Source organism: Drancourtella sp. An57 (assembly GCF_002161525.1).
GTDB lineage: Bacteria > Bacillota > Clostridia > Lachnospirales > Lachnospiraceae > Sellimonas > Sellimonas catena.
Window position 1 is genome coordinate 40,838 of record NZ_NFHY01000004.1, and the last position, 20,095, is coordinate 60,932.

22 protein-coding genes and 1 pseudogene are annotated in these 20,095 nt (G+C 45.4%); all 23 read left to right on the top strand.

The features are described from left to right. Positions 1-15 precede the first annotated feature (15 nt). The 23 genes and pseudogenes from B5G11_RS04170 (at position 16) to B5G11_RS04280 (ending at position 20,052) form a co-directional block, all read left to right on the top strand. Positions 16-276, top strand: coding sequence for a hypothetical protein (locus B5G11_RS04170; RefSeq protein WP_039861518.1), 261 nt, complete (start codon positions 16-18; stop codon positions 274-276). Continuing rightward, positions 273-986 carry an ImmA/IrrE family metallo-endopeptidase gene (locus tag B5G11_RS04175; protein WP_087252293.1) on the top strand — a complete coding sequence of 238 codons (714 nt, stop codon included), beginning with the start codon at positions 273-275 and terminating at the stop codon, positions 984-986. Before B5G11_RS04170 ends, B5G11_RS04175 begins: the two co-directional genes overlap by 4 nt. Next, positions 983-1,276, top strand: coding sequence for a hypothetical protein (locus tag B5G11_RS04180; protein ID WP_242958924.1), 294 nt, complete (start codon positions 983-985; stop codon positions 1,274-1,276). Before B5G11_RS04175 ends, B5G11_RS04180 begins: the two co-directional genes overlap by 4 nt. 259 nt (positions 1,277-1,535) lie before the next feature. Then, a complete protein-coding gene (locus tag B5G11_RS04185; protein ID WP_087252294.1) occupies positions 1,536-1,964 on the top strand; it encodes a hypothetical protein in 429 nt (142 codons plus the stop codon). 171 nt (positions 1,965-2,135) lie between these two features. Continuing rightward, positions 2,136-2,345 carry a DNA-binding protein gene (locus B5G11_RS04190; protein WP_087252295.1) on the top strand — a complete coding sequence of 70 codons (210 nt, stop codon included), beginning with the start codon at positions 2,136-2,138 and terminating at the stop codon, positions 2,343-2,345. Between the two features lie 75 nt (positions 2,346-2,420). Further along, a pseudogene (locus B5G11_RS04195) lies at positions 2,421-3,170 on the top strand (site-specific integrase); the annotation flags it as partial. A gap of 299 nt (positions 3,171-3,469) precedes the next feature. Then, entirely contained in the window at positions 3,470-3,904 is a 435-nt protein-coding gene (locus tag B5G11_RS04200) for a sigma-70 family RNA polymerase sigma factor (protein WP_087252296.1), read from the top strand. Between the two features lie 145 nt (positions 3,905-4,049). Beyond that, positions 4,050-4,253 carry an excisionase gene (locus B5G11_RS04205; RefSeq protein ID WP_087252297.1) on the top strand — a complete coding sequence of 68 codons (204 nt, stop codon included), beginning with the start codon at positions 4,050-4,052 and terminating at the stop codon, positions 4,251-4,253. A gap of 100 nt (positions 4,254-4,353) precedes the next feature. Further along, positions 4,354-5,589 (top strand): site-specific integrase, encoded by a 1,236-nt coding sequence (locus B5G11_RS04210; protein ID WP_087252298.1) that lies wholly within the window; start codon positions 4,354-4,356, stop codon positions 5,587-5,589. A 202-nt stretch (positions 5,590-5,791) separates the two neighbouring features. Beyond that, positions 5,792-6,265 carry a low molecular weight protein-tyrosine-phosphatase gene (locus B5G11_RS04215; protein ID WP_087252299.1) on the top strand — a complete coding sequence of 158 codons (474 nt, stop codon included), beginning with the start codon at positions 5,792-5,794 and terminating at the stop codon, positions 6,263-6,265. 255 nt (positions 6,266-6,520) lie between these two features. Continuing rightward, positions 6,521-8,125 (top strand): phosphoenolpyruvate carboxykinase (ATP), encoded by a 1,605-nt coding sequence (gene pckA, locus B5G11_RS04220; RefSeq protein ID WP_087167773.1) that lies wholly within the window; start codon positions 6,521-6,523, stop codon positions 8,123-8,125. A 166-nt stretch (positions 8,126-8,291) separates the two neighbouring features. Continuing rightward, the gene (gene fliB, locus B5G11_RS04225; RefSeq protein ID WP_087167774.1) at positions 8,292-9,377 is read left to right on the top strand and encodes a flagellin lysine-N-methylase; all 1,086 of its coding nucleotides are present in this window, start codon (positions 8,292-8,294) and stop codon (positions 9,375-9,377) included. Between the two features lie 61 nt (positions 9,378-9,438). Then, positions 9,439-10,239, top strand: a complete 801-nt coding sequence (locus B5G11_RS04230) for a GDSL-type esterase/lipase family protein (RefSeq protein WP_087167775.1) — start codon at positions 9,439-9,441, stop codon at positions 10,237-10,239. Positions 10,240-10,241: 2 nt separating this feature from the next. Further along, positions 10,242-10,736: a DUF4358 domain-containing protein gene (locus tag B5G11_RS04235; protein ID WP_087167776.1), complete on the top strand. Its 495-nt coding sequence runs from the start codon at positions 10,242-10,244 to the stop codon at positions 10,734-10,736. A gap of 18 nt (positions 10,737-10,754) precedes the next feature. After that, complete coding sequence (locus tag B5G11_RS04240) at positions 10,755-12,146, top strand: MBOAT family O-acyltransferase (RefSeq protein WP_087252300.1); 1,392 nt, start codon at positions 10,755-10,757, stop codon at positions 12,144-12,146. A 15-nt stretch (positions 12,147-12,161) separates the two neighbouring features. Beyond that, complete coding sequence (locus tag B5G11_RS04245; protein WP_242958927.1) at positions 12,162-13,325, top strand: DHHW family protein; 1,164 nt, start codon at positions 12,162-12,164, stop codon at positions 13,323-13,325. A 127-nt stretch (positions 13,326-13,452) separates the two neighbouring features. Further along, the gene (gene pyrH / locus B5G11_RS04250; protein WP_087167778.1) at positions 13,453-14,148 is read left to right on the top strand and encodes a UMP kinase; all 696 of its coding nucleotides are present in this window, start codon (positions 13,453-13,455) and stop codon (positions 14,146-14,148) included. 24 nt (positions 14,149-14,172) lie between these two features. Continuing rightward, entirely contained in the window at positions 14,173-14,724 is a 552-nt protein-coding gene (gene frr, locus B5G11_RS04255; RefSeq protein WP_087252301.1) for a ribosome recycling factor, read from the top strand. Positions 14,725-14,797: 73 nt separating this feature from the next. Next, the gene (locus tag B5G11_RS04260; RefSeq protein WP_087252302.1) at positions 14,798-15,517 is read left to right on the top strand and encodes an isoprenyl transferase; all 720 of its coding nucleotides are present in this window, start codon (positions 14,798-14,800) and stop codon (positions 15,515-15,517) included. Then, positions 15,510-16,349: a phosphatidate cytidylyltransferase gene (locus tag B5G11_RS04265; RefSeq protein WP_087167781.1), complete on the top strand. Its 840-nt coding sequence runs from the start codon at positions 15,510-15,512 to the stop codon at positions 16,347-16,349. The genes B5G11_RS04260 and B5G11_RS04265 overlap by 8 nt, the downstream gene beginning before the upstream one ends. A gap of 21 nt (positions 16,350-16,370) precedes the next feature. Beyond that, positions 16,371-17,513: a 1-deoxy-D-xylulose-5-phosphate reductoisomerase gene (locus B5G11_RS04270; protein WP_087252303.1), complete on the top strand. Its 1,143-nt coding sequence runs from the start codon at positions 16,371-16,373 to the stop codon at positions 17,511-17,513. An 8-nt stretch (positions 17,514-17,521) separates the two neighbouring features. Continuing rightward, complete coding sequence (gene rseP / locus B5G11_RS04275) at positions 17,522-18,556, top strand: RIP metalloprotease RseP (RefSeq protein ID WP_087252304.1); 1,035 nt, start codon at positions 17,522-17,524, stop codon at positions 18,554-18,556. Between the two features lie 233 nt (positions 18,557-18,789). Then, positions 18,790-20,052, top strand: a complete 1,263-nt coding sequence (locus B5G11_RS04280; protein WP_087252398.1) for a peptidoglycan-binding protein — start codon at positions 18,790-18,792, stop codon at positions 20,050-20,052. The last annotated feature ends 43 nt before the right edge of the window (positions 20,053-20,095 follow it).

Here is a 20,095-nt window from a genome sequence, read left to right on the forward strand (position 1 = left end):
CTGGAGGGGATGTGTATGGAAAAAGTGTACGTCAGCGTAGAAAGCATCACTTATGCTGATGGGTCTATCGTTCCGTTAAAGATATTCTGGAATGATGGACGAACCTGGGATATAAAAAGAGTCATCCATATGGCTGAGCCGGTCAACGATGAATTTGAAGGAATTCGCTACACCATATTGATAGGTAGTGCGGTAAAAAATATATATCGGCTAGGATCTTCATGGTATGTTTATACGATTGATGATCCAGCCCATACGGAGGCTGATTCATCTTGAAACAATTTATACCAAACAGAGAGCTGGATGAGATCGGGACAGGGGTAGTTCTGACCTACCTGAAAAAGTCAGGAACTGCAGGCCTTCCAAGGTGTGTGGATATTGAAGGCATTGCAAACTCAATGGGACTTAATGTTGTATATGAAACTTTTGCAGAAGACGATTTTGATAAGATTGGATTTCTGTCAGACGGAATTACACCTTTGAAGATAAAAAGAGGAAACAGGACTGTTCCATTTCTTTTCCCTTTGGGAATAATCGTTGTGGAGGCTGATCTTCGAAAGGAAAGAGAGAGCGGGAAACGCCGCTTTACCATTGCACATGAGGTGGCCCATCATATTCTTGGTCGCCACAATCCGGTGCCACAGTTTCAGCGAACCTTTGACGCGGAACGTGTGTATTCGGTGGCCGAGATGAAGTCGCATTTTAACTGGAATGAAGCGCAGGCAGATAAGCTTGCAGCATCACTTCTGATGCCGTACTTCATTGTTGCGGCCGCATTGAAGGATTTTAATCATGGAAACAAGCTTAAGATCTTTGGGGACGAAGTATTCGCTCCAAAAGATCGGATGATTATAAAGAAAATGGCAGCACAGATCGGAGTATCCTTTTCAGCGCTCCTGATCCGAATCAAAGAACTGCAGATGGTGGAGTATCATCCCATCAGTGAATATGTAGAGGCTGTATTGATGACGGAGGTGATCAGTTGAATCAGGCAGCATTAAAATTTAATCCAAGGTATCCGATACCCAGTGAAGAAGTTCAGAGGAAGCTTCTTCTGTCAATGGAAGCGGCTGAAGCGGTTGGCTCCAGGGAGATGAGGTGTCCGATCTGTGGATTTAAGGTAACGGATGTACCACTGACGCAGACGGAAGTTGTGTATGTCAAATGTCGCAAGTGTAAATTTGAAGGACCACTTAGTCCTGCATATTTCCGCAGGATGAAAAGAAAGAATTATGCTTATACCGGTCCGTATCAGAACAGAGGCATGATTCGCTAATAATCAAATAAAAAACAAAATAACAATTACGAACTTTTAATCGAGCAAGCGGAGCCGGTCATTGATCGGATAATCTACCAAGCGCCGTACGAAGCAAGTCATTGAATAATGGGATAACCATATTCCTTTTATTTGACTTATTTCGACGGCGCTTTTCTTTATGCTCAAAAATGCTTGTTTTGCTACCAGCTCCAATCTCGATTGCTTTGTACGGTCAGTAGAAGTCCTGATTCCGGCAAATGCTTGGGAAAGGACTTTTATGATTTACAAATACGAAAGAATCTGCAGAAACGAGAACTTAACTGAGGAGCACATCAAAAAGATTGATAACGGACTCCACGCATTAACCCAGGCAAAATACAGAGAAGAACAGGCAAGAAAAAAATATGGCGTTGAGATTCTGTCATCTGACGCAATGATGGGACCGAATGGAGAGGTTGGAAGCCTCGAGGTGGCGGATCCTGATATGGATGTTGAGGAGATTGTAATGCACAAGCTGCAGCTGGAACGCCTGCATGAGGTGTTAGCTATGCTTGACGAGGAAGACAGCTGCTTCATCATGGAATACTTTGAAGGAAAAGGAGAAGGGAAATTTCTGTATGCACTCTGTGTCCATTATGGACTTTCCAAAAAGCAGGCCAATACAAGAATGCACAAAATCGTAGGTTTGCTCCGAGAATTATTTTAAAAAGCAAAAAAAGTTTCAAAAAAGTGGAAATGCAGTCAAAAAAATGTGACCACAGATTATATAGAAGGTTTAACAACCTGGCAAGGATTCCGGAGCTATAGTAGTGTGGATGCAAGAGCTTCCGGTTCCAGAAACAATAACTGAGAAAGAGGTACATAGAGTGGAAAATTAATTAGCCGAAAAGAGGCTGCAAAAATATTGGGAATCAGTGTTACAGCACTGGATCAGGCACGTAGCTGTGTTCATATTACCTATGTGCAGTATGTGGAGAATGGATGTGTGTATTTTACAGAGAGAGCATTACAGGAATACGTTGCTCGCTGCACTCATCGTGCAAGACCTCTGGATAATACTCCAACCTACAGAAAGAGAAGAGTATAGAAATCGACAACATGGATAGAACTCCCGGCACATGTTAAACAATAATTACAGTGCTGGGAAGAATGGAGGGACAGAATGGCTAGAAGACGTCAGATTCCGAAATACGGAACAGTAGTGCATAATGGGGTGATTTATTATAGAACCAGAATTCGAGATGCGGATGGAAAGAGAGTTGCTCTTTACGGAAAAACAAGGGAAGAGCTTTATGATAAGGTAGAAGAAGCGAAGCGACAGATTGAGGATAAAATCTTCAGGCAGAAGACACCAACGGTAAAGGAGTATACTGAAAAATGGCTGTACATGCAGTCGGCCCATGTCAGATATACGACAATGTTAGATTACACGTCAAAGGTAAAAAACTCTATCATTCAGCCGCTGGGCGATATGTACATGGCTGATGTGACGCAGGATGATATCAAGATGGCACTGGTGCCGGTTTCAAAGAAATCTAAATCGGTATATCATTCCGTGGTGATGCTGTTGAAGTGCATTTTCTATTCAGCAGAGGACAACCATTTAATAAGGGAGAATCCAACGAAGAGAATCCCTTCCAGGGGAGGTATTCCTGAGAAGGAGAAGCCACCATTGACAGATGAGCAGGTGGAAATGCTTTTGGATGCGATCAAGGGCCTGCCGCCCTATGTGTTTGTAATGCTTGGATTATATGCGGGACTCAGGAGAGAAGAAATCCTGGGACTTAAATGGGATTGTGCGTTTCTGGATGAAAAGGTGCCGTATCTTTCTGTGAAAAGAGCCTGGCACACAGAACATAATCGTCCGGTTATTTCAGATCAGCTGAAAACGAAAGCCTCAAGAAGAGATATTCTATTTCTCATGAGGGAATCAGACGCATGAAACGGTAAATATAAAATTTCATAAGGAACCATATAAAACGAACTTTTAATCGAGCAAGCGGAGCCGGTCATTGATCGGATAAACTACCAAGCGCCGTACGAAGCAAGTCATTGAGTAATGGGATAACCATATCCTTTTATTCGACTTATTTCGACGGCGCTTTTCTTTGTGTATAAATATGCTTGTTTTGCTGCCAGCTCCAACCTCGATTGCTTCGTACGGACAGTAGAAAGTCCTTTCCCCGGCAAATGCTTGGGAAAGGACGAGGAATGCTTTATAAGTATGAAATTGCATGCCAGCAGGCAGGATTATCTGAGGAGAAGACAGCGGAAATCAGAAGAATGTTTAATGCACAGTATCAGAAGCTGTACAGAGAAAAAGTAACCAGAAACAAATTGAATTGTGAAGTATGGCATATGGAAGATCTTTATGGAAGAGATGGAGAGAAAGGAACCTATGAGATCGCGGATCCGTCTGTAAATGTTGAAGAGGATCTGATTCATCAGATGGATTTGGAAAAACTTCACGAAGTATTGGCGGAGCTTGATCCCGAAGACAGAGAATTTATTCTTGAATATTTTGAGGGAGAAAATAAGTTTTTGAATCGGATGGCAGAAAAATATGGACTAACCAGAAACCAGGTCATTGGAAGAAAGAGAAGAATTCTGAAGAAACTCAAAAGTCGTTTTTTTGAAGCTTTTTAAGGATTTCTGGTGCAAGAGGAAGCTTTTTCATAAGCACAGATATAGATGAGGAACCAAGAAGAATTGTTTCAATACCGTGCCTATTATTGCTGCAGTGTGGATACAGCAGGAAAAGCCGGTCATTTATTTATGGGAGGTATGGATGATGCAGGAAAAGAATATCCCGTTTTGGGAGAAATATACGTTAACAGTGAGTGAAGCATGTGCCTATTTTCATATTGGGGATAAAAAGTTCCGTCAGATCCTGGAAGATTATCCGGATGCAGATTTTCTGTTGATGAACGGAAAAAGGATCATGATTAAGCGAAAAAGATTTGAACAGTTTATCGACAGGGCAGAGATGATCTAAATCTGCCATGAAGTGTCGGTTAGAAATGACACCATGTTGTAGAATTGAGAGCCCCGATATGGTATAATATCTGTGTCGGGACTCTCTGGAAAGGAGCGTTATGATCGAAAAAAGACGAGATAAGAAAGGCCGTATTTTGCGTACTGGAGAGAGTCAAAGAATTGATGGCCGTTATGTCTTTAAATATAAGGACTTCAGCGGAAAACACAGATATTTATACAGCAACCGTTTAGAAAAAACAGATAAAGTACCACCAGGAGGAATCAGAAAACCGGCATTAAGAGAACTGGAAGCGGAGCTCCAGGCAAAGATTAATGCAGGAATCAAGGCTTTTGGAGGAGATCTGACCGTTTATGAACTGGTAGAGAAGTATGTTTCAATGAAAATTGGTGTTCGAGAGAGCACCAGACAGGGATACAAAACAGTTCTCCGTATTCTGGCAAAGGAATCCTTTGGGAAGCTTCGAATCGATAAGGTGAAGATCTCGGATGCCAAGGTCTGGCTGATCAAGCTTCAGCAGGAAGACGGAAGGGGCTACAGTTCCATTCATACCATTCGAGGTGTGTTGAGGCCAGCTTTTCAGATGGCAGTGGAGGATGATCTGCTTGCCAAAAATCCATTTTCTTTTGAGCTACACACTGTAGTTGTAAATAACAGTACAACAAGAGATGCTATTACAAGAAAGCAGGAAAAAGCGTTTCTGGAATTTGTAAAAAATGATAAGCATTTCAGCAAGTACTATGAAGGATTCTTTATTCTGTTCAATACAGGGCTTCGAATTTCCGAGTTCTGTGGCCTGACTATGAGTGATATCGACTTTAATAAAAAGTGTATTCATGTTACCGGCCAGCTGGTTCGCTACAGTAATATGATCACCACCTTCGAACCACCGAAGACATCTGCAGGTGTGAGAGATGTGCCTATGTCTCCGGAAGTGATGGAAGCTTTTCGGAACATTATGGATAACAGAAAGTACCTGAAGGTGGAACCTATTATTGACGGGAAGGCGGGATTTCTCTATCTGGATAAAAATGATCAGCCTATGGTTGCCATGCACTGGCAGCACTACTTCAATCATGTGGTGAAGAAGTATAATGGGATCTACAAACTGCAGCTTCCCAATATCACAGCTCATGTGTGCAGACACACCTTCTGTTCCAAGATGGCTAAGAGCGGAATGAATCCGAAAACTTTGCAGTACATTATGGGACATTCGGATATTTCGGTAACTATGAATACCTATACTCATTTTACCGGAGAGGATGCACAGGAAGAGTTCCAGAAGTTATTTGGTGGTGAAGAAGAGTCGGTACAAAGGCAGAAAAGGGTCTGGTAACCCCGGTGGCAAAGTTGTAAAAAAAGGGCTGTTTTACAACAATTTTACAACAAATTTGTTGTAAAACGGTTGTCAAAATGCTTGAAAATGCCTCGAAGTACCGGATTCAAGGGAAAAATGCCGAAGTGGCAAATCGTTACATTTGGTTGCATAAGTATGGCAAATCGTTGCATTTAAAAGATAAAAAAGGAGTTTCAAAAAAATGATAAAAATACTGTTTGTGTGCCACGGCAATATCTGTCGTAGCACAATGTCTGAATACGTTATGAAATACCTGGTATCCGAGGCGGGACTTTCGGACCAGTTTTACATTGATTCCGCTGCCACCAGCAGAGAGGAGATCGGCAATCCGGTTCATCCGGGCACCCAGAGGAAGCTTCGTGAAGTCGGTATCCCATGTGGAGACCACCGCGCCCGCCAGATGAGACGGGAGGAGTACGAGGAGTTTGACTACCTGATCGGTATGGATTCGTGGAATATCCGTAATATCAACCGGATCATCGGAAATGGCGATCCGGAGGGCAAGGTATGCCGGCTTCTGGATTTTACCGGCCGGGCAGGGGAGGACATTGCCGACCCATGGTACACGGGCAATTTTGATGCGACTTACCGGGATGTGAGGGAAGGGTGTGAAGCGCTCCTTGCTCAGATCATGGAGAGCGGAAGAATCAGATAGGAAATCGACAGAGTGCTGGACAGGAAAAGGCGCACAAAAAAGCGGTACAGGAAGCAGTGATACTTTGTTAAAAAAATGACTAAATAATAAATCAAAATTGTCTGAATTTCTGTGCAGATCGATAAAATGCGCTTTCCTGCGTTAAATAAGAAAACTTTTTGGTTGATTTCATTGACTTATCATGTATAATGGTAAAAGGGAGTAAAGAGGCTTTACTTTCTGTAAAATAATGAAAGAAAAGAGGTTTGATGTGAGATGGCAGAAATGAATTTAAGCAAATACGGCATCACAGGCACGACGGAAATTGTACATAACCCTTCTTATGAATTATTATTCGAAGAAGAAACCAAACCGGGTCTGGAAGGTTTTGAAAAGGGACAGGTAAGTGAACTGGGTGCTGTCAATGTCATGACTGGTGAATACACAGGGCGTTCTCCAAAAGACAAGTTCATCGTAGTTGATGAGAATTCCAAAGATACAGTATGGTGGACCTCTGATGAATACAAAAATGACAACCATCCTGCTACACAGGAAGCATGGGAAACAGTAAAGAAGATTGCGCTTGACGAACTTTCCGGCAAGAAGCTTTACGTTGTAGATGCATTCTGCGGTGCAAACAAGGATACACGGATGGCAATCCGTTTTATCATGGAAGTAGCATGGCAGGCACACTTTGTTACAAATATGTTCATCCAGCCTACGAAAGAGGAGCTTGAAAATTTCGAGCCTGACTTCATCGTATATAATGCGTCCAAGGCAAAAGTAGAAAATTATAAAGAGCTTGGACTGAATTCTGAAACAGCAGTTATGTTCAATATCACAAGCCGTGAACAGGTTATCGTAAATACATGGTACGGCGGAGAAATGAAGAAAGGTATGTTCTCCATGATGAACTACTACCTTCCGTTAAAAGGCATCGCTTCCATGCACTGTTCCGCAAATACGGATATGAACGGAGAGAACACAGCTATCTTCTTCGGACTTTCCGGAACAGGTAAGACGACACTTTCCACAGATCCGAAACGTCTTCTGATCGGTGATGATGAGCACGGATGGGATGACAATGGTATCTTCAACTTCGAAGGTGGATGCTATGCGAAGGTCATTAATCTGGATAAAGAATCTGAGCCGGATATCTACAATGCAATCAAGAGAAACGCTCTTCTTGAGAACGTAACTCTGGATGCAGACGGAAAGATCGATTTTGCGGATAAGAGCGTAACAGAAAATACACGTGTATCTTACCCGATCGACCACATTGAAAAGATCGTACGTCCGGTTTCCGCAGCACCGGCTGCAAAGGAAGTTATCTTCCTTTCCGCAGACGCGTTTGGAGTACTTCCTCCGGTTTCCATTCTGACACCGGAACAGACACAGTACTACTTCCTGTCAGGATTTACTGCAAAGCTTGCAGGTACAGAACGTGGTATCACAGAGCCGACACCTACATTCTCCGCATGCTTTGGACAGGCATTCCTGGAGCTGCATCCGACAAAATATGCGGAAGAGCTTGTTAAGAGAATGGAACAGAGCGGAGCAAAAGCTTACCTTGTTAATACCGGATGGAATGGAACAGGAAAGCGTATCTCCATCAAAGATACCCGCGGTATCATCGATGCAATCTTAAGCGGTGATATCTTAAATGCGCCAACAAAGAAGATTCCGTACTTCAATATCGAAGTGCCGACAGAACTTCCGGGTGTTGATACAAATATTCTGGATCCTCGTGATACATACGCTGACGTTTCCGAGTGGGAGACAAAAGCAAAGGATCTTGCTCAAAGATTCATCAAGAACTTCCAGAAATACGAAGGAAACGAAGCAGGAAAAGCACTTGTTTCTGCAGGACCGCAGGTATAAGAAGGCAAAGAAATCTGCCGGGTGTGACAGTTGTCGCACCCGGTTCTTTTCACCCCTTTTTCAGATTCATATTTTCTGAGAGAATTTGTTTCTGAGTTCTTTACATTACAGGTAAAATCCGTTAAGATAAGAAGATGTCGAAGTAAGTCGCGAAGAGGGGAAACGTATGCTGTATGTAAAGCCGCATTTCTATGATCAATTTCAATGTATTGCAGATCGCTGCCCGGACACCTGTTGTGCCGGATGGCAGATCATGATCGATGAGGAGTCTCTTTTGAAATACAGCCGGGTAGAAGGTGGTTTCGGAAACCGGCTTATGACATCCATTGACTGGGAAGAGGGAGCATTCCTGCAGTTTGACGGGAGATGCAGCTGTCTGAATGAGAAGAATCTCTGTGATCTATACGAGGAGCTTGGCGAGGAGTATCTTTGCAGTACCTGCAGGATGTATCCGAGACATGTGGAGGAGTATGAGGATGTCAGAGAGTGGTCATTGTCCCTTTCCTGTCCCGAGGCGGCGAGGATGATTCTTGAGTGTGAGGAGCCGCTTACCTTTCTGACGGAGGAGACCGGGGAGAGCGAGCCGGAGCCGGACGAATCTTTTGATTTCTTATTATATTCCAGTTTAAATGAGATAAGGGAAATCCTGTTCAGGATGATACAAAACCGCGAAGAGGCGGCAGAGGTCCGGATGAAGCGTTGCCTGACGGCAGGAAAGGTCTGCCAGAAAGCGCTGGAAGAGGGAGGACTTTTCGGAATCGAGGAGGAGCTGGAGCAGATCCGGCAGGAAGCGTGCGGGGGAGAGCCTCTCGGATTTGAAGCAAAGTCCGCTTTCCTGAGAGAACTTTTTGAAATGGAGTTTCTCTGCGAAGACTGGAAAAAGGAGATTCACGAGGCTTTTGAAATCCTGTATGAGAATGGACAGGAGGCCTACGAGAAGATCCGTGAGAAATTTGGACCGGGAAAATGGGAGCAGTACAGTGAAAATCTGATGATGTTTTTTATCTACACCTATTTTTGCGGGGCGGTCTATGATGACAGTATCGATACCAAGATCTGTCTTGCTGTTTACAGTACTGTCATGATTCATGAACTCAGTATGGCGAGATGGATCCGGCAGGGGAAAAGCATGAAAAAGGAAGAGATATGGGAGACAGCCTGGCGGTATGCCAGAGAGATTGAACATTCGGATCAGAATCTGGCAGTTCTGGAGACTTATTTCCAGAAGGGACCGGATCCGTATGTTGCGTAAGAGGGAGAAACAACTTATAATAGTAATAATAGCTAAATGATAGTACTAAGGGGATAAATTCATGAAAAGTGCAAGAGAAAAAATTCTAAGACGAAGAATCCTGATCGCAGTTTGTTGCGTTATCGCTGTTGTGGTCGGGATTGTCGTCTGTGTTCAGATAAAAGAGAGCCGCCCGAATCAGTATGAGAAAAACCGTAAGCAGCTGGAACAGATGGAGCAGGCGGATATATCCGAGACGGAAAAGCAGTGGGAGAATCTGGAAGGAGCCAATGAAAAGACAGAGATTGACACGTCCAAGCGGAATGAATATGGAGTCGTAGAGCTTGATAATGCGACGATCAAGAAAGCATTCAGCGGCGTCGTTGTAGTAGGGGATTCTTTTTCGGAGGCGCTGGATGTGTACGGACTTCTGGACGAGGGATCTGTCATCTATAAGAGGGGTGCCTCAGTCAATGAGATCGATGAGCTGGTTCAGAAAGTGATTTCCATGAAGCCGTCCACAGTCATCATGGAGTTTGGATGCAATGATCTTCAGATGTATAATTCCGATATTGACGGGTTCATCGAAAAGTACCAGTCTGAGATTCAGAAGATAAAAGATGCGCTTCCGGACACGATGATCTGTGTAAATTCCATTCTTCCGATGACGGAGGAGAAAGTCAAGGAGAAAGCCGGACGTGAGAAACGTCCTCAGTACAATGAGGCCATCGAGAAGATGTGCGATGATGAGGGATACCTGTACATCGACAGCAGTTTCATTGTGGAGGCAGACAGCGGCCTGTATGAGCAGGACGGAATCCACATGAAAAAGGAATACTACGAACAGTGGTTATCTTATATTGTAGAAAAGGCGGGACTTTGATCATGAAAAAGAAAAGGAGAAAGGATCTGAGCGGGATCATTGTCAAAGTATGCTTTGCGGCATTTCTGGCGGTGTATCTGGGAATGCTCTGCATGCAGGGGTATGCAAAGGATGTCTCTGTGGAAGGAATCAGGAAAGAGTTTGAAAGTGAAAAGCTTCTTGACGGGATCGAAGAGATGAAAGATAAGGATCTGCGCAGATATTATGGAATAGAAAGCAAGGACTGTGAGGGATACTTCTACTATAAGGCGGAGTCGCCGATGGCAGTTGATGAGCTTCTTGTACTGAAGACAAAGAATGCTCAGGACGCCGGACGGTTTGAGGAAGCAGTAAACAATCGTCTGGACAGCCAGATCGAGAGCTTCGAGGGATACGGAGTCACCCAGACTGCGCAGCTGAAAAAGGCATATGCGCAGTCGGAGGGAATCTATGTAATTTACATGGCGGGCGATCAGGCGGATGACTGGAAATCTGCTTTTGAAAGTGCGATAAAATAGTCAGTGGAGGGAAATGACATGCTTTTAAACAGTCTGAATTTTATATTTGCATTTCTTCCGGTTGTCCTGATTCTGTTTTATGTGGTGCCGGGAAAATGGAAAAATCTCGTGCTTGCCCTGGCCAGTATTTTTTTCTACGCATGGGGCGAGCCGGTTTATGTTGTATTAATGCTGTTCAGTGCGGTGATGCATTATATGCTGGCGATCGATATCGGCAGAAAACAGAAACGCAGCCGCAGTGCGGTTCCATCCCTTGTTTTTGTCATTGTGATGGATGTATTTATTCTGGGATTCTTTAAATATTACGGATTTTTAAGCGGCGCAGTCAATGAATTGCTCGGAACCGGCTTCTCTACATCAGCACTGACGCTGCCGATCGGTCTGTCCTTTTATACATTTAAAAATCTTTCCTATGTGATTGATGTGTATAAAAAGAAATGTGAACCGGAACGGGATCCGATTACATTTATGGCATATGCGTCATTGTTTGCCTGCATGTCTGCCGGACCGATTGTCCGCTATGCAGATATCAAAGAAGATCTCTATGCCCACAACGTATATATGTCAAGGCTTGGAGAGGGTGCGAGACGCTTCATCCTCGGTCTTGCGAAAAAAGTCCTTCTGGCAGATCAGTTATCCATGATGATTACCCAGATTCAGGACTCCGGATCCTCCATGTCCATGGTGACGGCCTGGATTTATCTGTTTGCCTACACGATGCAGATTTTCTTTGACTTCTCGGGTTATTCTGACATGGCCATCGGAGTCGGAAACATGCTTGGATTTGAATTTAAGGAAAACTTTGATTACCCGTATATCGCAAAGAGTGTGACAGAATTCTGGAGAAGATGGCATATGTCCCTGAGCGGATGGTTCCGTGATTATGTGTACATTCCGCTTGGCGGAAACCGTGTCTCCGTTCTCTGCCATCTGAGGAACATTGTGATTGTCTGGTGTCTGACCGGAATCTGGCACGGGGCAACCTGGAACTTTCCGGTGTGGGGGCTTTATTATGCCGTGATTCTGATTGGTGAAAAATATGTGTGGAAGAATCTGGTCTCCAGGCTTCCGGGATGGGCAGCCAATACTTATACGATGCTGCTTGTCATGTTTGGGTGGCTGATTTTCATGAACACATCCTGGGATGCGGCGGCAGGAATGTTTGCCTCCCTCCTTGGATTTGGAGCATCTTCATTGATCGATGTGACAGCCGGATATTACTTAAAAACAGGAATTCTTCTGTTCGCACTGTGCGTACTGGCCGCAAGACCGGTTCTGAAGAAGCTTTCCGAGCGGTTTATTGAGCGCTATACGATTGCCACAGTGCTTGTGTATCTTGTCATGTTTTTACTCAGTATCGGCGGACTGGTATTTAATTCTTATCAGCCGTTTCTCTATATGCAGTTTTAAGGGGAGGTGTCAGATTTGGAAAAAGAGAAATTACCGGCATCGTATTTCGTGGGATTTATGTTTGCGATCCTGATTCTGGTCCTTTCCATTGTGAATCTGTTTTCCGGAACGAAGAAAGTCTCGGAGACGGAGAACAGGGAGCTTGCGCAGAAGCCGGAACTGACTGCAGAGGCGGTCGGCAGCGGAAATTATGCAAAGCAGTATCAGGAGTATTTTAACGATCAGTTTGTGTTCCGGGATTCCTGGATCCAGTTAAAGACCGGGTTTGACCGCCTCCTTGGCAAAGTAGAGGAAAACGGAGTCTACATCGGGAAAGACGGTTATCTGATCGAAAAGTTTGAAAAGCCGGACCAGACTACGGTAAATAATACGCTGGGGGCCATGGCGGCCTGGAAAGAGAAGTATAAAGATATCACGCATTACGCAATGATTGTACCGACAGCATCGGAGATTCTGGAGGACAAGCTACCGGCGCTGGCTTTGACAGCGGATCAGGATTCCAGTATTGATCAGGCTTATCAGACACTGACCGGAAAGGGGCTGACGACAATCGATCTGAGGGACACCTTCCGTAAGAACACGAATCAGCAGCTGTTTTATAAGACGGACCATCACTGGACAACTTCTGCGGCTTATCTTGCTTTCCAGCAGTTTGCGGAGGTGGCAGGGCTTGACACTTCAGCTGTAACATATGAGAAAATGCCTGTGACAGATCAGTTTCAGGGTACGCTTTCCGCAAAAAGCGGATGCCGGACCGGTGTGAAAGAGGAAATCGACGTCTTCATTCCCAAAAAGAATGAAAATACGACACAGGAGCAGGTGTCTTCGATTGTCGAGTATACAGATGATCAGAAAAAAACCGGAAGCTTCTATAACACCGATAAGCTGGATCAGAGAAATGCGTATGAGGTCTTTTTCGGCGGCAATCACGGGCTGTTAAAGATCAAGACACCGACTACGGAGAATAAGCGGCTTTTAGTTCTGAAAGATTCCTATGCGAATTGTTTTCTGCCGTTTCTTGCACCGTATTACCGGGAGATTGTCGTTGTCGATCCGAGATACTATTATGGGGACTTATCGGAACTGATGGAGACAGAATCCATCAATGAAGTGCTGTATCTCTACAGTGCGGATACGTTTTTTGCGGATACTTCTTTTGCCGCGCTGACGGAAGAGTAGGAAGCGGAATTTCCGGATAGTTTGACCCGGCTGGAAAAATGCAAATTGACACCGGGTGGCGATCTATATATAATAAGGATAGAATACGAGCCGGCCCCGAGAGGCCGGAGAGAAGGAGTTCATAACCATGAAAAGAGTATTGCTAAAACTGAGCGGAGAAGCTCTTGCAGGTGATAAAAAGACAGGATTCGACGAGGCAACCTGCCTTGGAGTAGCTCATCAGGTCAAAGAGCTTGTCGATCAGGGAATTCAGGTAGCTATTGTAACTGGAGGAGGGAACTTCTGGAGAGGCCGTACGAGTGAAACGATTGACCGTGTCAAAGCGGACCAGATCGGTATGCTTGCCACAGTAATGAACTGTATCTATGTTTCCGATATTTTCCGTTTCGCAGGCATGGATACAGAGGTATTCACACCATTCGTATGCGGCGCTTTTACAACCCTTTTCTCAAAAGATGCGGCGGTAGAGGCACTCAATAAGGGAAAGGTCATTTTCTTTGCGGGAGGAACCGGACATCCGTATTTCTCCACAGATACCGGTGCGGTATTAAGAGCGATCGAGATTGAGGCAGATGCGATGCTGCTTGCAAAAGCGATCGACGGAATCTACGACAGCGATCCGAAAGTCAATCCGGAAGCGAAGAAGTACGATGAGATTTCCATTCAGGAAATTATCGATAAGAAGCTGATGGCGGTCGATCTGACTGCATCCATCATGTGCCTGGAGCACAAAATGCCGATGCTGGTATTCGGGCTGAGCGAGGAGAACAGCATTGTCAATACCATGAGCGGGAACTTTACAGGAACGAAAGTGACTGTTTAAGAAAGATCACAGGAGGAACTATCTATGCATGAACAATTAAAGGTATACGAAGAAAAAATGCAGAAAACAATGAAGAGTCTGGACAGCGATCTTGCGGCAATCCGTGCCGGAAGAGCTAACCCGCATATTCTGGACAGACTTACGGTGGATTATTATGGAGTACCGACTCCGATCCAGCAGGTGGCAAATGTTTCTGTTCCGGAAGCCCGGATGATTCAGATTCAGCCGTGGGAGAAAAGCATGTTAAAGGAGATCACAAAAGCGATCCAGACATCTGATATCGGAATCAATCCGACAAACGATGGACAGGTAATCCGTCTTGTGTTCCCGGAACTGACGGAAGACCGTCGTAAAGAGCTTGCCAAGGACGTGAAGAAAAAAGGTGAACAGGCAAAGGTTGCCATCAGAAATATCAGAAGAGACGGAAATGATGCCTTCAAGAAGTTAAAAGGCACAGAAGTTTCAGAAGACGCAATCAAAGATATGGAAGATGAACTTCAGAAAGTGACGGATAAATATATCAAAGAAGTCGATAAGGCAGTAGAGGTAAAGACAAAAGAAGTCATGACCGTATAAGGAAAACCGGCGGGAAAAGCGGAGCAAGGAGGGAATGGCCTCCTTGCTCTATATTTATCAAGGAGGAAGTGTTATGAAGATACCTCAGCATGTCGCTATCATTCTGGATGGAAACGGAAGATGGGCGAAGAAGAAAAATATGCCTCGTAACTACGGCCATGCACAGGGAAGTAAAAATGTAGAAAGAATCTGTGAGGCCGCCTACAAAATGGGAATCAAATACCTGACGGTTTACGCCTTTTCCACAGAGAACTGGAACCGTCCTGCGGATGAAGTCAATGCATTGATGAAGCTTTTGCGCAATTATATGAAAACCTGTCTGAAGACTGCGGGGAAAAACCGGATGCGGGTACGGGTGATTGGAGATAAAAGCGGACTGGATGATGACATCCGCAACAGAATCGAAGAGCTTGAGAAGGCGTCGGATAAAAATGACGGATTGAATTTCCAGATTGCAATCAATTATGGAAGCCGTGACGAAATGCTGCGTGCCATGCGGAAGATGGCAGAAGATGTGAAAGAGGGGAAAGTGCTGCCTGAGCAGATCGATGGACCGCTCTTTGAGTCTTATCTGGATACATACGGAATTCCGGACCCGGATCTTTTGATCCGTACAAGCGGGGAACTGCGCCTTTCGAACTATCTTCTATGGCAGATGGCCTACACAGAATTTTATTTTACCGATGTTCTCTGGCCTGATTTTACGAAAGAGGAATTAGAAAAAGCAATTTTGCAATATAATAATAGAGACCGGAGATACGGGAAAGTGAAGGAGGAAGAAGCAGATGTTTAAGACAAGACTGTTAAGCGGGATACTGCTCGTGGCTATTGCGCTTGCCACGATTATTCCAGGAAATGATATCCTGTTTGTGCTGCTTCTTCTAATCAGTCTGATTGGAATGAGCGAACTGTATAAAGTAAGACGGCTGCAGGCGTCTCTTCCTGGAATTGTCGGCTATGCAGCAGCAGCGGCATATTATCTGTTGATCCGGCTTGAGGTCAAAGGCCCGGGAGAAAACAGGATCCTGCAGTATATTGACGGACAGGGGCTTGCCCTGCTTGTTATTGTATTTTTGATTGTTCTGATGGCAGTATATGTATTTTCGTATCCAAAGTATGTGTCGGAAGAGATGATGCTCATCTTTTTTGGTGTTTTTTACGTGGCGGTGATGCTGTCATATGTTTACCGGACAAGAATGATACCGGAGGAGGGAGCGTATCTGGTATGGCTCGTATTTCTTTGCTCCTGGGGATGCGATACCTGTGCTTACTGTGTCGGAATGCTGATTGGAAAGCACAAAATGTCTCCAAAGCTCAGTCCCAAAAAATCGGTGGAAGGAGCGGTCGGCGGAGTAGTGGGAGCGGCGCTTCTGGGCGCGCTTTATGCTGCGGCGGTGAGCCATTTCGCAGACGCGGATGCGTCGCCGGCACTGTATGCTTTGATCTGTGGAGCGGGCGGACTGATTTCCATGGTAGGTGATCTGGCCGCATCTGCAATCAAAAGAAATCATAATATCAAGGATTACGGGAAACTGATTCCGGGACACGGAGGAATTCTGGACCGGTTCGACAGCGTGATCTTTACGGCACCGATCATTTATTATCTGAGTATCTTTTTTATTTAATAAGTAGTCAGGAGAAGAAACATGAAAAAAATTGCCATATTAGGATCCACCGGTTCGATCGGCACCCAGACGCTTGACGTGGTGCGAGAGAACGGGGACATTGAGGTCGTCTCTCTGGCGGCAGGATCCAATACAGAGCTTTTGGAAAAGCAGGTTCGTGAGTTTCATCCGAAAGTTGTCTGTGTCTATCAAAAAGAACGTGCGGCGGACTTAAAAGAGCGCCTTAAGGATAAAACTGTAAAAATTGTCACAGGAATGGATGGCCTGATTGAGGCGGCCTGTATTCCTGAAGCGGAGATTGTTGTGACGGCGGTTGTAGGGATGATTGGTATCCGGCCGACGATTGCCGCCATTGAAGCTGGAAAAGATATTGCACTTGCAAATAAGGAGACCCTTGTTACAGCGGGACATCTGATTATTCCGCTTGCCAGGGAAAAGGCAATCCGTATCCTTCCGGTGGACAGTGAGCACAGCGCGATTTTTCAATCCCTGCAGGGAAATGCCGGAAATAAAATACAGAAGATTCTTTTGACGGCGTCCGGCGGACCATTCCGCGGGAAAAAGCAGGAAGATCTGCTGAATGTCAAGGTGGAAGATGCGCTGAAGCATCCGAACTGGTCCATGGGAAGAAAGATCACGATTGACTCTTCCACCATGATCAATAAAGGCCTGGAAGTAATCGAAGCCAAATGGCTGTTTGATGTATCCGTAGATGAGATTCAGGTTGTGGTCCAGCCGCAGTCGGTGATCCATTCCATGGTGGAGTACGAGGATGGCTCTGTGATTGCACAGCTTGGAACACCGGACATGAAGCTTCCGATCCAGTACGCGCTATATTATCCGGAACGAAGATATCTTCCGGGCGACCGCCTGGATTTCTGGAGCCTTTCCCATCTGGACTTTGAAAAGCCGGATCTGGATACTTTTTACGGGCTGGCACTTGCCTATGAGGCAGGAAGAGAGGGAGGCAGCATGCCGACCGTGCTGAATGCAGCCAACGAGCTGGCTGTCAGCATGTTCTTAGACGGACAGATCACATATCTGGAAATCGTGGAGATTATAGAGGACTGTATGAAGGCTCATAAGAAGATTGAGAATCCTTCCTTAGAACAGATTCTTATGACTGAACAGGAAACATATGAAAGAATTCGCAGCAGGAGGTAGCAGACAGTTTGGGAATTATTCTTGCAATTATCATTTTTGGATTTATCATTTTTATCCATGAGTTTGGACATTTTCTTCTGGCCAAACTAAACGGGATTGAGGTGCAGGAGTTTTCTATCGGAATGGGGCCGAAAATCGTAGGATTTCAGAGAAAAGAAACGCAGTATTCCATCCGAATTCTGCCGCTTGGCGGATTCTGTGCCATGGGCGAGGACGAAACTGAGGACGGGGAGAGCGTCGGGAATTTCAACCAGAAATCCCCGTGGAGACGGATCAGTGTCATCGTAGCAGGGGCAGGATTCAATTTTATTCTGGCTCTGATCGGAGCCATCATTATTACAGCGTGGATCGGCGTGGACAAACCGATTGTAGCTTCGGTGGAAGAGAATTATTCGGCGGCTGAGGCAGGACTGCAGGCCGGGGATGTTATCAAAGAAATCAACGGACGCAGTATCCATCTGTTTCGGGATGCAACGACTTATAATCAGTTTCACCAAAATGAGGAGATTGATCTGACTTATGAGCGGGACGGCGTGGAGACAACGGTTCATTTAACGCCGCAGTGGGATGAAGAAAGCGGAATGTACCGGTATGGGTATTCTGGTGGCGGATATGTAAAGACCGGCTTTTTTGAAACGATAAAATACAGTTTCTACGTGGTTGAATACTGGATCACATCCACAATCGAAAGCCTGAAGATGCTCGTTACGGGACAGATCGGAATGGACAGCATGTCCGGTCCGGTAGGAATTGTCGATGTGGTGCAGGATACCTACAATCAGAGCAGAAGCGGCGGAGCATCGCTTGTATTTCTTAACATGCTGAATCTTATGATTCTGCTTTCTGCCAACCTGGGTGTCATGAACCTGCTTCCGATTCCGGCACTGGACGGTGGGCGGCTTGTATTCCTGATCATAGAAGTGATCCGCGGGAAACGGGTGCCGCCGGAGAAAGAAGGCTATGTTCATATGGTCGGAATGGTTTGCCTGCTTTTGTTGATGGTTTTTGTAATGTTCAATGATATACAGAGAATTTTTCTCTGAATTACAGAAGGTGCCGCACGGATGTGCGGTGCCTTTTCCTGTTTAACAGGAAACCTCGTTCCCTGTTAAATAAAAACGCTCCGCGGGATGCACACTCGCACGAAGCAGAAATTTGTCGCTGCAGAGACCGCGCTCGGCGCGAGAGTTCCGCGGGCGGAACTCTTTGTTCTCTTCAAGGCATGTTTTCGGAAGTGCCTTCATATCTTGAAGAGAAGAAATGCTTTGAGGTGGGCATGAACGAAATTTACGGAATGCAGGAAAACAATATTGATAAAGGGAAGCTGAAAATACAGATCACATCGGAGGCTACATCCTTCCCGGTGGAGGACGCAAGTATTCGTATCACCTATACCGGGGTGCCGGATCAGACGATTGAGACTGTCTCCACAGATTCTTCCGGACAAACGGAGACGCTGGAGTTGCCGGCCCCTCCGGTAGAGTACAGTCTGGATGAGCGTCAGGAGGAACAGCCTTACTCGGAATATACACTGGAAGTAACAGCGCCAGGATTTGAACCGATTCAGATCGCGGGAACAGAGATTCTCTCGGGGGTAACTGCGCTTCAGAATATCCGGATGCTTCCTCTGGAACGTGAGGAAGGTCAGGAGGTCTATGTGATTCCGGCACATACGCTGTTTGGAAATTATCCTCCCAAAATTCCGGAAGCTGAAATCAAGCCGATGGACGAATCAGGAGAGATTGTTTTGAGCCGTGTTGTAGTGCCGGAGTACATTGTTGTACATGATGGGTCACCGCGGGATTCTACGGCATTGAATTACTATGACAGATACAAGGATTATATTAAAAATGTGGCGTCCAGCGAAATATATGCGACATGGCCGGAGGAAGCGATCAAGGCGAATGTCCTTGCAATTATGTCCTTTACATTGAACAGGGTTTACACAGAATGGTACAGAAATCAGGGCTTTGAATTTACGATTTCCTCCTCCACTGCCTTTGACCATAAGTGGATTCCGCAACGGAATATTTACGACACGATTTCCGTAGTTGTGGATGATCTGTTTGCGTCCTATCTTTCCAGACCGAACGTACGCCAGCCGATCCTGACTCAGTATTGCGACGGAAAACAGGTGACCTGTCCGGGGTGGATGACCCAGTGGGGTTCCAAAGATCTGGCGGATCAGGGATACAGTGCAATCCAGATCCTGCGTTATTTTTACGGAAGTGACATGTATATCAATACCGCCCAGGAGATTTCCGGGATTCCGTCATCGTGGCCGGGTTACACATTGGAAAATGGGTCTTCCGGCAGCAAAGTTCTGCAGATGCAGGAACAGCTGAATGTGATTGCGGGAGCCTATCCGGCGATTCCGAAAGTGGATGCGGACGGAATTTACGGTCCAAGGACGGAAGCGTCAGTCCGTAAGTTTCAGGAAGTGTTCGGGCTTCCGCAGACGGGGAAAGTGGATTACCGGACCTGGTATAAAATTTCGGAGGTCTATGTGGGCGTTTCCAGAATTGCGGAACTTGTATAAAAGCATAAATAGGGTTGCGTATCGGGCAGGAATTTCTCTATAA